General features: G+C 70.0%; 9 protein-coding genes. 4 read left to right on the forward strand and 5 right to left on the reverse strand.

Annotated elements, in window-relative coordinates; all coding sequences use genetic code 11:
• Positions 1 to 33 precede the first annotated feature (33 nt).
• The 4 genes from ACS5PM_RS23970 (at position 34) to ACS5PM_RS23985 (ending at position 4,277) form a co-directional block, all read left to right on the forward strand.
• Positions 34 to 921, forward strand: coding sequence for a DMT family transporter (locus tag ACS5PM_RS23970; protein WP_439390232.1), 888 nt, complete (start codon positions 34 to 36; stop codon positions 919 to 921).
• A 133-nt stretch (positions 922 to 1,054) separates the two neighbouring features.
• A complete protein-coding gene (locus ACS5PM_RS23975; RefSeq protein ID WP_439390234.1) occupies positions 1,055 to 2,566 on the forward strand; it encodes a wax ester/triacylglycerol synthase family O-acyltransferase in 1,512 nt (503 codons plus the stop codon).
• A 9-nt stretch (positions 2,567 to 2,575) separates the two neighbouring features.
• Positions 2,576 to 3,388, forward strand: coding sequence for an esterase/lipase family protein (locus tag ACS5PM_RS23980; RefSeq protein WP_439390235.1), 813 nt, complete (start codon positions 2,576 to 2,578; stop codon positions 3,386 to 3,388).
• A gap of 4 nt (positions 3,389 to 3,392) precedes the next feature.
• Complete coding sequence (locus ACS5PM_RS23985; RefSeq protein ID WP_439390236.1) at positions 3,393 to 4,277, forward strand: alpha/beta fold hydrolase; 885 nt, start codon at positions 3,393 to 3,395, stop codon at positions 4,275 to 4,277.
• A gap of 80 nt (positions 4,278 to 4,357) precedes the next feature.
• Here the strand turns inward: ACS5PM_RS23985 and ACS5PM_RS23990 are convergent, their stop codons facing one another.
• The 5 genes from ACS5PM_RS23990 to ACS5PM_RS24010 form a co-directional block, all read right to left on the reverse strand.
• Positions 4,358 to 4,891: a SixA phosphatase family protein gene (locus ACS5PM_RS23990; protein ID WP_439390238.1), complete on the reverse strand. Its 534-nt coding sequence runs from the start codon at positions 4,889 to 4,891 to the stop codon at positions 4,358 to 4,360.
• Between the two features lie 272 nt (positions 4,892 to 5,163).
• Positions 5,164 to 7,320 (reverse strand): dockerin, encoded by a 2,157-nt coding sequence (locus ACS5PM_RS23995; protein WP_439390239.1) that lies wholly within the window; start codon positions 7,318 to 7,320, stop codon positions 5,164 to 5,166.
• Positions 7,321 to 7,590: 270 nt separating this feature from the next.
• Positions 7,591 to 9,531, reverse strand: coding sequence for a glycoside hydrolase family 97 protein (locus ACS5PM_RS24000; protein WP_439390240.1), 1,941 nt, complete (start codon positions 9,529 to 9,531; stop codon positions 7,591 to 7,593).
• Positions 9,532 to 9,632: 101 nt separating this feature from the next.
• Positions 9,633 to 10,841, reverse strand: a complete 1,209-nt coding sequence (locus tag ACS5PM_RS24005) for a glycoside hydrolase family 27 protein (protein WP_439390241.1) — start codon at positions 10,839 to 10,841, stop codon at positions 9,633 to 9,635.
• Between the two features lie 198 nt (positions 10,842 to 11,039).
• Positions 11,040 to 12,992, reverse strand: coding sequence for a sialate O-acetylesterase (locus ACS5PM_RS24010; protein ID WP_439390242.1), 1,953 nt, complete (start codon positions 12,990 to 12,992; stop codon positions 11,040 to 11,042).
• Positions 12,993 to 13,136: the final 144 nt, after the last annotated feature.

A 13,136-nucleotide genomic window follows, 5' to 3' on the forward strand; every position in this document is an offset into this window, starting at 1 on the left:
TGACTGCGGCCTCTCTGGAGGCCGCTCTGATTCATGACCCACCGGCGTGCGGTGTTTGTGATGGTGTTGGTGACCCTGCTGTGGAGCACGGCTGGCGTCGTCACCAGGCAGCTGGACCAGGCGCTCTCCTTCGAGGTCACCTTCTGGCGCAGCCTGTTCAATGCGGCCGGCCTGTTGGCGATCCTCACCTGGCTGCGTGGCCCGAGGGTGCTGGCGGACAGGCTGAGGAACGGCGGCAGGCTGCTGTGGTTCTCCGGCCTGTGCTGGGCCGTGATGTTCACCGCCTTCATGGTGGCCATCACCATGACCACCGTGGCCAACGTCCTGGTGGTGATGGCCACGGCACCGCTGTTCACGGCGTTGCTGTCGCGCTTCGTCCTGCACCACCGCCTGCCGGCGCGCACCTGGGCCGCCATCGTGGTGGCAGGTGCCGGCATCGCCTGGATGTACGGGGCGGACATCAGTGGGGCCGGCGGCCGGCACGTCCTCGGCACGATGATCGCGCTGGGCGTGCCGGCCTCGGCGGCGATCAACTGGACGCTGATCCAGCATGTTTCGCGCGGCGACGAACCGGCGGACATGCTGCCGGCGGTGCTCATCGGCGCATTGCTCTCGGCGGCCGTTACGCTGCCCATCGCCTGGCCCTTGCAGGCGTCGGTCTCGGATGTGGCCTGGCTGGCCGCGCTGGGAGTAGGGCAACTGGCCATTCCCTGCGTCATGGCCGTCACGGCGGCACGCACCCTGGCTGCGCCGGAGGTCGCCTTGCTGTCGCTGCTCGAAGTGCTGTTCGGCGTCGCCTGGGCCTGGGCCGGTGCCGGCGAGAAGCCTTCGGTCGCCGTGCTGGGGGGCGGTGCGCTGGTCCTGGCCGCGCTCGCCGCCAACGAAGTCGTTGCACTGACCAGGCGCAGGCCAGCCTTCTGAGCCCCCTGGTTCATCGCTCCGGGCGAGCTGCGCTGGAGCGCGATCTCCGCCGCCGGGCTAGGGCCACTCCCGAGCGCCGGGGGCCGGTGGCGGCCCTAGCATGGCCCGATCCCATCGATCGACTGCCACAGCCATGCAACAGCTCAGCGGCCTGGACGCGACCTTTCTCCACCTGGAGTCCGCCGAGATGCCGATGCATGTCGGCGCGCTGCATGTGCTGGAGTTGCCCCCGGGGCATCGCGGCCGTTTCGCCACGCAACTGAAGGCGCTCATGGCCCAGCGCCTGCCGCTCATGCCGGCACTGCGCCGGCGCCTGTGGTGGATGCCGCTGAACCTGGCCAACCCGGCCTGGGTGGACGCCACGCCCGACCTGGACCACCACATCGTCGAGCACAAGCTTCCGAAGACGGCCAGCGATGGCGACGGCATGGCCGCGCTGCACGAGGCCGTGGCCGAACTTCATCCGCAGCTGCTGGACCGCAGCAGGCCGCTCTGGCGCTTCCACGTCCTGGAGGGACTGGGCAAGTCCGCCGCCGGACGCAAGCGCGTCGCGCTGTACACGCAGGTGCATCACGCGGCAGTCGATGGTCAGGCCGCCGTTGCCCTGGCCAACATCCTGTTCGACCTGACCCCCGAGCCCAGGCCCATCGAGCTCAAGCCCTCGACACGCCGCAAGGTGTTCCGGCACGACATGGCGGAGATGCTGCGCGGGGCCCTGGCGGGAGAGGCGCTTCAGGTGGGCCAATTGATCCGCGAGCTGCCCGGCACGGTGACGAGCCTGGCCAAGGCCGCCGGAGCGGTCGTTTCCAACACCACGCTGCTAGGGGGCAAGCGCTCGGGCAAGGTCAGCAACCTGGCCCTGGCGCCCCGTACGCTTCTGAACGTGTCGGTCGGGCCGGGGAGGGCGTTCGCCAGCCTGTCGCTGCCCTTGACCGACATGAAGGCGCTGGCGAAGGCGCACGAATGCAGCCTCAACGACATGGTGCTGATGCTGTGCGCCAGCGCCTTGCGGCGCTACTTCGCGGCGCATGGCCTGGCGATCCCGCGCAAGCCCATGATCGCCGCCGTGCCCATCTCCCTGCGGGCCGCAGGCGACACGAGCTCGGACAACCAGGCCTCGCTCAGCTTCATCAGCCTCGGCACCCACTTGGCCGATCCGCTCAGGCGCCTGGCCCACATCAGGGCGTCTTCGGCGGCAATGAAGTCGACCATGCGCTCGCTCAAGAGCGTGCTGCCGACCGACTTCCCCAGCATAGGCGTGCCGTGGCTGATGGAGGCGGCGCGATCCGTCTACGGCCGTGCCAAGGTGGCCGAGAAGATCCCGCCGGTGGCGACGATGACGATCTCCAACGTCCCGGGCCCGCAGGTCCCCCTGTTTCTGGCGGGCGCCCGCATGCTCACCAACTACCCGACCAGCATCGTGGTCCACGGCCTGGCGCTGAATGTCACGGTGCAGAGCTACGACCAGCACATGGACTTCGGCATGATGGCCGACGCCGCGGCGATGCCCGATGTGTCACGTTTTGCGCTGGCGGTGGGGCAGGCCTACGAGGAGATGCAGCAACTGCCTGTCGCCATGGCGACACCTGCCGCCCCGCAACGGTCTAGGGCGCCCTCTCGGATTCGGAAGGCGGCCGCTCGCTAAGATGCCTGAATGCGTTTTCGCCGTACCGACGCTCCGATCTCCGACCTGCAGCCGCCCGGGCTGCTGAAGCTGGCCTTGGAAGGGCGCGCGCCCTGGGAGTTCGCCGCCTTGCTCGCCGCCGCGCCGTGGCTGCGCCAGCTGCCCGAGGGTGATGGCCATCCCGTCATCGTGTTCCCGGGCCTCGGCGTGTCCGACTTCACCACGGTGCCGATGCGCAACTTCCTGAAGGACCGCGGCTACGAGCCTCACCCGTGGCGGCAAGGGTTCAACTTCGGCCCGCGCGATGGCGTGCTCGAGGCTTGCGCCGAGCAGCTCCAGTCGGTTCACCAGCGCAGCGGCAAGCCGGTCAGCCTCATCGGCTGGAGCCTGGGCGGCATCTATGCCCGCGAGCTCGCCAAGCTGCATCCTGACCTGGTGCGCTGCGTGATCACGCTGGGGTCTCCCTTCACCGGCCATCCGAGGGCCACCAACGCTTGGCGATTCTTCGAGCTGGTCAGTGGCCTGTCGTCCCATGATCCCGAGGTGATGGAGGACGTGCGCCGGCCGCCACCGGTGCCGACCACCTCGATCTATTCCCGCACCGACGGTGTCGTCGCCTGGCAATGCAGCGTCAACCCCGAGCTGCCGCACACGGAGAACATCGAGATCCAGGCCAGCCACGTCGGCATGGGCATGCACCCGCTGGCCATGTACCTGATCGCCGACCGCCTGCGCCAGCCGGCGGATGCGTGGCAGCCGTTCCATGCCCATGGGGCGCGGCGCTGGTTCTTCAAGACCCGGCCTGCCGGCCAAGCCCAGGCAGGCGACGCGCAGGCGGCCTGAAGCCATGCAGATCAGCGCCAACGGCATCGCCATCGAGATCGAGGACCAGGGTTCCCCCAACGGCGAGCCGCTGCTGATGATCATGGGCCTGGGCATGCAGCTGACCAGCTGGCCCGACGAACTGGTGCAGGCGCTCGTGTCGCGCGGATTCCGGGTCATCCGGTTCGACAACCGCGACGCGGGCCTGAGCCAGAGTTTCGACCACCTGGGCGTGCCGAACATCCCGCTGACGACGTTGCAGCACTTCCTTCGCTGGCCGCTGAAGCCGCCGTACACCCTCGCGGACATGGCGCGCGACGCGCTCGGCGTGCTGGATGTGCTGGGCATCGCTCGTGCGCACGTGCTGGGTGCCTCGCTCGGCGGCATGGTGGCGCAGCACCTGGCCGCCGAGAACCCTGGCCGCCTGCGCAGCCTGAACCTGATGATGACCACCAGCGGCTCGCGAAGGCTCCCCCAAGCTACGTTGGCCGCGCGCAAGGTCATGCTGCGGCGGCCGCAAGGCCAGGGCGACGACGCGCTGGTGCAGCATTACGTCGAGCTGTTCAGGGTCATCGGCAGCCCCGCCTACCCGCACGACAGCGGCATGTTCCGCGAGCGCGCCTTGCGCAACGTCCGGCGTGCGTTCAGGCCCGCCGGCACCCTGCGCCAACTGGTGGCCGTGGCCGCCGATGGCGACCGAACGCCGCTGCTGGGTCGCATCCAGGCGCCGACGCATGTGATCCACGGTGAAGCCGATCCGCTCATCCCCGCGGAGAACGGCCGCGATCTCGCGCGGCGCATCCCGAACGCCACGAGCGATCTCATCGCCGGCATGGGGCACGACCTGCCGCTGCAACTGGTGCCGCGCTATGCCGAAGGCATAGCCGTTAACGCCGCGCGCTGGGCTTGAGCGGCGACGCGCCGCGCGGGATGAGCGCGGTGTACATGCCTCGCCGCGGCCTCCCGCCTGACGACGGCTGGCAACGCTGGTTATCCGGCCTGTCGAGCTGTCGGGTCCTCGCCGGATTCGAGGCGGTGCTTCTTCCGGTCGTCGAAGCGCACCATCGATGGCGCCTTCTGCCCGAGCTGCGACCAGTGCGTCACATCGAACCGCAGTTCCGCCACGGCGCACAAGGGCATGCTGGCCACCTCGCCGCCGGACAGCTGCTCAGCCAGCTTGGCGACCTCGGGGTTGTGGCCCACGACCATGACGCTCGCCAGGCCCTGATCCAGACTGCCTATGACCGCCAGCAGCGTCTCGGGCGACGAGCCCTGGAGCCTGTCGTCGACGGCCACCGCACCCGGCTCGAGGCCGAAGCGCCTGGCGAAGATCTCGGCCGTCGTTCGCGCGTGCGCCGCGGGGCTGCTCAGCACCACGTCGGGACGCGCGGCGCGCCGGGCCAGGCGCTCGGCCATCCCCTGGACCTCGATCACCGCTCGGGCGGTCAGCGGCCGCTCGGCCTCGGGCTTGCTCTCGTCTTCGCTTTCGACCTTGGCATGGCGGACGAGAAGAAGTGTCTTCATGAACTCGGTAGGCTGGTCGTGGCGGTGGCAAGGGGCGAGGATGCCACGATCGCCGTCAACAAGAACCGCCGCCGAAGCCCTGAGCGGCGGTTCAGCGCCGGTGGCGCCACGCAGCCGTTTCCAGCGGCCAGTCGTCGGTGCGCAGCGGCGGCAAGGGAAGGCCGTTGCCACGCACGGCCCCCCCAAGCGCAGCAGCCCGGCCGGCAGGGCCTAACGACTATGTTGGGGGTACCCGCACAAGGCGCCGCCGTGCGGGGCGCCGTCGTGCTTTTTCAGTCGGTGTACAGCAGACCCCGGCCCGTCCCGCTGACGTAGATCCGGCCATAGAGGTTCTGATCGGCCGCCATCACGCCGATGCCGCCGAACTGGTGCGCGTCGTCGTTGAAGCGCGACCAGGTCGCGCCACCGTCGTCGGAGCGGTGGATGCCCCACACGCCGTTGATCACGCCCACCACGTAAATCGCGGCCGAGTACGCGGCACCAGGCGCCGCCTTGCCCAGTGCGATCAGGCTGGCGCCCGGCGCGCCGTTCGCTGACGCGAAGTCGGGCAGCTTCGTCCAGTTCGCGCCCGAATCGACCGAGTGGTAGACGGTGTTGCCATCCGCCACCCAGAGGTCGCCCTCTACGTTGGGGTTGACCGCGATCGAGGTCGACCACCAGGCGTCGGGCGCCATCCCCGCCGAAACCGAGCCAGCGCTCAACGTGAACGTATGGCCGCCATCCGTCGAGACGTAGATCTTGCCCGGCGAGCTGCTCCACGATGCACCGCCCGAGTCGTAGGCATAGACCTTGTTCGGGTTCTGGCGGTCCGCGGCCAGGCGATAGCCGCGGTTCCAGCCCTGCCCGACGACCGCCAGGGCCGGCAGGTTGGTCGCCACCCAGCTCGCGCCACTGTTCGTGGTGTAGGACGGTACCGAGTTGGCCGGCGCCCAGACGGCGTGGCTGCGTGATGTGACCACGATGTTCCCTTCGGCGCTCGTGTTCTCCTTGGCACCGGCGGGCAGGGCGGCGAAGTTCGCCCACGACTTGCCGCCATCGCCCGACCAGTAGCCGGTGGCGGCGCCGTTCGAGTTGATGACGCCGGTGGCGGCGATGTAGAGCGAATCGGACCACGCCATGTCGGCGGAGTTGCCGTTGCTCCAGCCCAGGCCGGGGCCCAAGGTCGGCGTCTTCGTGAGATCCGTATCGACCCAAGTGCCGACGTCGCCGGCACTGTTGATGAACTTGTACGGCGCGCCGGCCGGCGGCGTGACGATGGCCAGGGTGGCGGTCTCCTCGATGCCCTCGATGCTGCCCTTCCAGGTCGGCGTGGCCGAGGAGGCGTTTTTCGTCTCGAGGATGCCGCCGCCATGCACGTGCAGGATGTGATCGCGGTCGAATGGATCGATCTCGACATCGTCGACCCAGCCTGAAGCGGTTTCGCCCGGCATCGTCGCCTCGATCTCGCGCCAGGTCTTGCCAGCGTCGTCGGACAGCTGCACGATCTGCTGGCCGCTCCAGTTGCCCCAGGAGTTGGTCACGCCCAGCGCGATGCGGGTGGTCGCTCCGCTGCCGTGGACGGACACGCCACCGAGGCCGAAGTTCGTGCCCCCGGCCGGGTCGACGCTCTTGAGCAGGGTCCAGTTGCTGCCGTCGAACTTGTACAGCCGGCCCGGGCCGCCGGCGCCCGGCCCGGCGTCCTTGGTGAAGACGACATAGAACAAGCCGTCCTCGGCCCGAACCATGTGGGGGACGTGGTAGCCCGAGACCGGGACCGAGACCGGCGCCCACGAGGCGCCGCCGTCGGTGGACTTGTAGAGGCTCGAGCCCAGGCCGGCCACGCTGACGTAGTCGGGGGAGATCGCGGTGTAGATGGTCTGCGTCGCCGAGCCGCTGCCCTGGGTGCCGGTGTCGTAGACGACGATCCCGACGCCCATCCCGCCGCCTGCGGCGTTGGCCTGATCCTGTGTCATCTTGGTGGCCGACAGCGATGTGACCTGGGCCCAGGTCAGGCCCGAGTCCGTGCTCTTCCACAGGCCGGCCGTGCGCGAACCGTAGAACAGCGTCGAGGGCTTGTTGGGGTCGACCATCAGGCGTTCGCCGATGGCCCGGCCGCCGTTGTTGCCGCCCAGGGGGAAGGGCAAGCCGACGTGGGTCCAGTGGTCGCCGCGGTCGCTGGAGATGTACAGGCGCCCGTTGCCTTCGAACGTGTACATGCCGGTGGCCATGTAGACGAGCCGGTCGTCGTTCGGATCGACGGCGATGCTCTCGACGCCGTGGTAACGGCTCTCGGTCGCACCGAAACCCGCGCCATCGGTGATGGGCGTCCAGGACGAGGTGGCAGGGTTCCAGCGGTAGGCGCCGCCGATGTCGGTGCGGGCGTAGAGCAGGTTCTCGGTCGATGGATGGAAGATGAGACCGGTGACGTAGCCGCCACCGCCGAACTTCACGCTCCGCCAGGTGGTCTGGCCTGGCGTCCCGCCGCCATCGGGAGGAGGGGGCGGAGGAGGAGGCGGGGGAGGCGGGGGAGGCGGCGCACCGCCGCCATCGGGGGGAGGGGGAGGAGGGGGCGGTCCGCCGCCATCTGCGCCGCCGCCTCCACCGCCGCATCCTGTCGCCACGCTCGCCGCAAGGATGGACAGGAGAAAGGATCGTTTACTGCACTTGTTCATGGGGAAGCCGGGTATGACGTGGAGAGGGCGAAACATTGAAGGGGCAGGTCAGGGAGTGGGTTTGGACAAGGGCTCCAGCACCACGGCGGCGCCGCCAGCCGCGGACAGCGACAGGCTCAGCTGGTCCTTGTTGGTCACCTGGCGCTGCGTGCGGCGCACCTCGCGCACGACCTCGCCGTCCTGCCAGATGGTGGCGCGCCAGTGGCCCGGCGGCAGGAAGCCCAGCGGCACCTTCTGCGTGCGGGCCCGGTCGGCCGTCATCGCGCCGATGTACCAGGTCTTGCCGTGGCGGCGCGCCAGCACGATGTCCTCGCCCGGCTCGCCGGAGATGAAGCGGGTCTCGTCCCAGGCCGTGGGCACGCGCCGGATGAACTCGAAGCCCGGTTCGCCGCGGTAGTTCGAAGGGTCGTCCGACACCATCTGCAGCGGGCTGTCGTAGACCACGTACATCGCCAGCGCCTGGCCTCGCGTGGTCTGCGTCTGGGGCATCACGGCGCGCACCTCGAAGGTCTGCGGCGTGGCGTTGCGGAAGCCACCGGGCGTGTAGTCCATCGGCCCCGCCAGCATGCGCGTGTACGGCAGCATCAGGTTGTGCCGGGGCGTGATGCGCCTGTCCATCTTGTTCCATTCGGCGCCCAGCACGCCTTCCTGCGTGATGTAGTTCGGGTAGCTGCGCTGCAGGCCGGCCGGCACGTAGGCGCCGTGCATGTCCAGCAGCATCCTGCGTTTCGCGGTGCCTTCGGCGACGCGCTGGTAGAAGGCGGTCATCTCCTGGTCGTCGCGGTTCATGAAGTCGACCTTGATGCCCTTGATGCCCCAGCGCGCATAGGTGTCGAGCACCTCGTCCAGGCGCGGCGCCAGGTGCTCCCAGTGCACCCACAGCAGCAGGCCGACGCCCTTGTCGGCCGCATAGCGCACCAGCGCCGGCATGTCGATGCCTTCGGCGGGGCGGGTGATGTCGGTGGTGGGCAGCGGGTCGCAGCACGGGCCGGCGCCCCACGACCAGCCGGCGTCGATCAGGTGGTAGGGGAAGCCGGACTCGGCCGCGAAGTCTATGAATCGCTTGTAGGCGGCCAGGTCGGGCTTCACGCCCTCGAGCGGGCCCGACCACCAGTCCCACGACACCTTGCCGGGCTTGACCCAGCTGAAGTCGCCCAGCTTCTCGGCCTCGGGTGGCGGGTTGAGGTTGCCGACCAGTGGCGACTCGATGAGCTCGCCGGCGCGGTCGGCCACCATCACGGCGCGCCAGGCCGTCGTCAGCCCGGCCGAAGACACGTAGGCCGGACCTGGCCGATGGGGCACGGCCGACAGCCGCAGCCGCAGGGCGGCACCCTCGCGCCACAGCGAAGCACCGGTGTAGCCCTGCAGGTGCGCCTGGGTGATGGCGTAGTGGGTGCGGCCGGACGGCGTGGCGCAGACCACCGGCACGTCGTAGGCGGTGTCCGTCTTCAGCTGCGAGATTCGCAGGCGCTCGAACGGCCTCTCGTGCGCGCCCTCGGCCTCCGTGACGAGGCAGGAGGCGTCGCCGGCGGGCACGAAGGCCGTGAGTTCGCCGCGCAGCTTCACCGGGCCGGCGTCTTCGATCCGGTAGCGGAAGGCGACGCCGTCGTCGTAGGCGCGGGCGTCGATGAACAGGCGCCGCCCGCCGCCGGCTTCACGGAAGGCGAGGGTCGCGCCGCGGTAGTGGTCGCGTGCGCTCGAGGCCTTGGTCGCGACGAGGGGGATCGTGCGATCCACCGTCGCGTCCTCGCGCGATTCGAGCTTGAGCATGGCGAGCGCAGGCGCGCCGTCCAGGTCGAGCCCCATCGGCGAGGCGGAGATCACGGTCTCGCCGCGACGCACGACGCTGAAGGTGGCGCCATCCTCGGCGATGCGCAGGGTGGTGCGGCCGTCGGGGGACGTGATCGCTGCGTCTGCAGCGTGCGCCGAGGCGGCCATCGCGCACAGGGCGCTCGCGGTGAAGACGGCGTGGGAGAACTTGTACTTCATGGGCAGGAGAGTTGGCAGAAGAGGTGGTGGCGTTCGCGCGCGATGCCGTGGAGCGCCAGCGCTGCACCCGGCCGGCGGCAGCTGGCGTCTTCGCACGGGCCTCAGGGCACCGGGGTGATGCGGACCATGATCACGCCATGCGGTGCCACCGTCCCGCCGTAGCTGCCGCTGACGTTCTTCGTGACCTTCTTGGACCACAGGTCCTTGACGGTGGCCTTCTGGCTGGCGGGCAGGCCGAGGCGGTCCCAGCCCAGCTTCATGTCGGCGGGCGTCTTGCCACGGTTGAGAAGCACCGCGGCGTACTCGCCGCCCTGCAGCGGTCGCACCCAGACTTCGAGGTCGCCTTCCTTCAGGGCGCGGCGGCCTTGCTTGCCCAGCGGATCCTGGTCGACGGCGATGACGTCCTTGTTGGTCAGGATGCGCAGCGTGTCGGCATCCATCTTCGACAGGTCGTTGCCGGCGATCAGCGGCGCAGCCAGCATGGCCCACAGCGAGAAGTGCGACTCGTACTCGGTGGTCGTCATGCCGCCGTTGCCCACTTCCAGCATGTCGGGGTCGTTCCAGCCATTGGGGCCGGCATGGGCTGCGCGCTCGACCTGCATGTCGAGGATGTTTGTCATGCCATGCGACCAGTCCTTCTGGCCTTCCCAGGCGTCATAGATGTCGCCGGTGGTGCGCCACAGGTGACCCACTGGCTGGGCCCAGCGCTCGGGCTGGTTGTTGCCCCATTCGCAGATGGACAGCACGATGTCGCGGCCCGATTCGCGCAGCGCCTTGGCCATGATGGTGTAGGCGGCCTCGGCGTTGCGCGGGCCGGTGTGGCACCAGTCGTACTTCAGGTAGTCGACGCCCCATTTCGCGTACTGGCGCGCATCCTGGAATTCACGCCCGGCGCTGCCGGGGCGGCCGCCGCAGGTGAGGGCGCCGGCGTCGGAATACAGGCCGAACTTCAGCCCCTTCGAGTGCACGTAGTCGGCCAGGGCCTTGATGCCGCTCGGGAAGCGCTCAGGGTCGGCGACGATGTTGCCCTCGGCGTCGCGGCTGTTCTGCCAGCAGTCGTCGATGACGATGTACTGGTAGCCGGCGTCCTTCATGCCCGAGGCGGCCATCGCATCGGCCTGCTGGCGGATCAGTTGCTCGCTGACATTGCAGGCGAACTTGTTCCACGAGTTCCAGCCCATGGGCGGCGTGGGCGCGATCAGCGGCTTGGGAGCCTCCAGCTTGAGGGTCTCGTGGGCGTGGACAGACGCGGTGGCGACGAAGGCGAGCAGGGTGATGGCGTGCGCTGCGCGCTGGACAAGTGGGTGCATGGGTCGAACTTCTTCAGTGATGCCTGAGGGCTGGTGAGGGAATGGCGCACGCCGGCAGCAGCAGAGTCGGGAACAGGCCCAGGCCCAATGAAAGCGCGCGGCGAGCCGGATCGGGCGATGCGGGCGAGTCCGCCCGCTCAAGCAGAGTCCTGGGCTTGCTCAATTCGCGGTTCTCCGGTCGAACATGGTGAAAGAGGCTCAGCGCCGGTAGCGCGACCCGGCCGTTTCCAGCGGCCAGTCGTCGGTGCGCAGCGGCGGCAGGGGCAGGCCGTCGCCGCCTACGACGTTGGCCTCGCTGGGGTTGTCGACCCAGGCATAGCGCGCGGCCACCGGTGCCGGCACGGCGGGGCTGCGCACCACGATGCGATCCCCATCGAAGCGGGCTTGCGCCGGCACCCAGCGGCGATCGGCGCCGGCCAAGAGGAAGCCACGCAGCGGCTCCCCGGCGCGCGCGGTGCGCAGACCGCCCGCGGTCTCACCGAAGCGCAGCTGGAACTCTCCACCGCGGGCCTCGTGGCCGAGCAGACGCGGGCCGCTGGCCGGCGCGGCGCGCAGGCCCAGCTCGTGCAGCGCCAGCGCGGCCAGGCGGTGGCCTATGGTGCGCTTGTCGCGCGGGTGGATGTCTTCGGCATTGCCGACGTCGATGGCCGTGGCCATGCCGGTGTGGGGCAGGGCCAGGGCCGCCGCCTGGCTGGCACGCATCTCGGCCCAGTTGCCCGCGCCGGGCCGGTTGTTGGCCAGTGGTTGCCAGGAGGCCAGCTGCACGAAGAAGAAGGGCAGGGCGGGATCGCCGAACTGGCCACGCCAGTCCTGGATCAGGCGCTTGAAGCCCTCGGCATAGGCGGCGGCACGGCCGGAGTTTTCCTCGCCCTGGTACCAGAGCACGCCGCGCACCGACAGGCCCTGCAGGGGCGCGATCAGGCCGTTGTGGCCCAGGGTCGGGGCATCGTTGGCGACGGGGTTGGCCGGCGCGGCGACCTGCTCCACACGCGCCCGCCAGGCGCCGGCCAGCGAGACCGGGCCCGCCGCGGTGTCCAGGCGCATCATCGCGGCATCGCCGTTGAAGCCGCCGGCACCGCCGGTGTCGGTGACACGCACGGCGATCCAGTTGGCGCCCGCCCGCAGCAGGCCGGCGGGCAGGGCATAACGCCTGTCCTGCCTGAACCCGCACAAGGCGCCGACACGCTGGGCGTTGACCCAGGTCTCATCGCAATCGTCCAGCGTGCCCAGGCGCAGCTCGGCAGCACCGGCCGCCTGCGCGGCGCTGAGGTCCACCCGCTTGCGCAGCCAGACGACGCCGTCGAGGTTGGCCAGGCCCTGGCCTTCCCACTCGTGCGGGGCCTGCAACGTGGGCCAGTTGGCGTCGATGTCCGCGGCGGCCGCCCAGCCACTGGCGTCGACGCCGTTCAGCGTCAGCCCCGGCTGCCAGGCGGCCACGCGTTCCATGGCCTGCTGGCGCAGCGTGGCACCGTAGGCGGCGTTGTCGGCCGGCAGCGCGCGGACCCACGGTGCGAGGTCCGGGTCTCGCAGCGCGGCATCGCGGCGCACCCAGGTCTCCAGCATGGAGCCGCCCCAGGCGGTCTGGATGAGGCCGATGGGCACGCCCTGCACGGCCTGCATCTGGCGCGCGAAGTGGTAGCCGACGGCGCTGAACTCGCCGACCCCGCCGGGCTCGGCCACGACCCAGGGCGCCGGCGCGATCTCGGGCTCCGGCCGCACGCTGGCGCGCTGGGGCACGCGCAAGTGGCGCAGCTGCGCGTTCTGCGGCGAAGCGATTTCCTGCGGGCCGGTGTCGGTTTGCGCCAGCGGCCACTCCATGTTGGACTGGCCGCCGAGCAGCCAGACGTCGCCGATCAGCACGTCGTTCAACACCACCGTCTGGTCACCCCGGACCAGCAGCTGGTGCGGCCCGCCCGCGGGCAGCGAGGCCAGCTGCACGCGCCAGCGGCCGTCCGCGCCGACAAGCGTGCGGGCCGTGCGGCCCCCGAGCTCCACGGTCAGGGTCTGGCCCGGCGTGGCCTGGCCCCACACGCGCAGCGGGCGGTCGCGCTGCAGCACCATGTGCTCGGTGAACACGTTGGCGAAGTGCACTTCGGCGTGGGCGGCAGCGGTCAGCAGGGTCATCAGCAGGGGCAGGACAGTCTTCTTCATCGTTCTTGGGGTGGTCATGGGCCGAACAGCAGTGGCGCTGCGCCGTGCTGTGCTCCTCGCATATGCCGGGTGCCTGCAGCGCTGCTGGTCAGGCGTTGCAGGGCGAATGCGCGCATGTGACGGACAGGAAGGCAGGGAATGTTC

The sequence above is a fragment of the Ideonella flava genome (assembly GCF_051857595.1).
In the GTDB taxonomy this organism is placed as follows: Bacteria; Pseudomonadota; Gammaproteobacteria; order Burkholderiales; family Burkholderiaceae_C; genus Ideonella.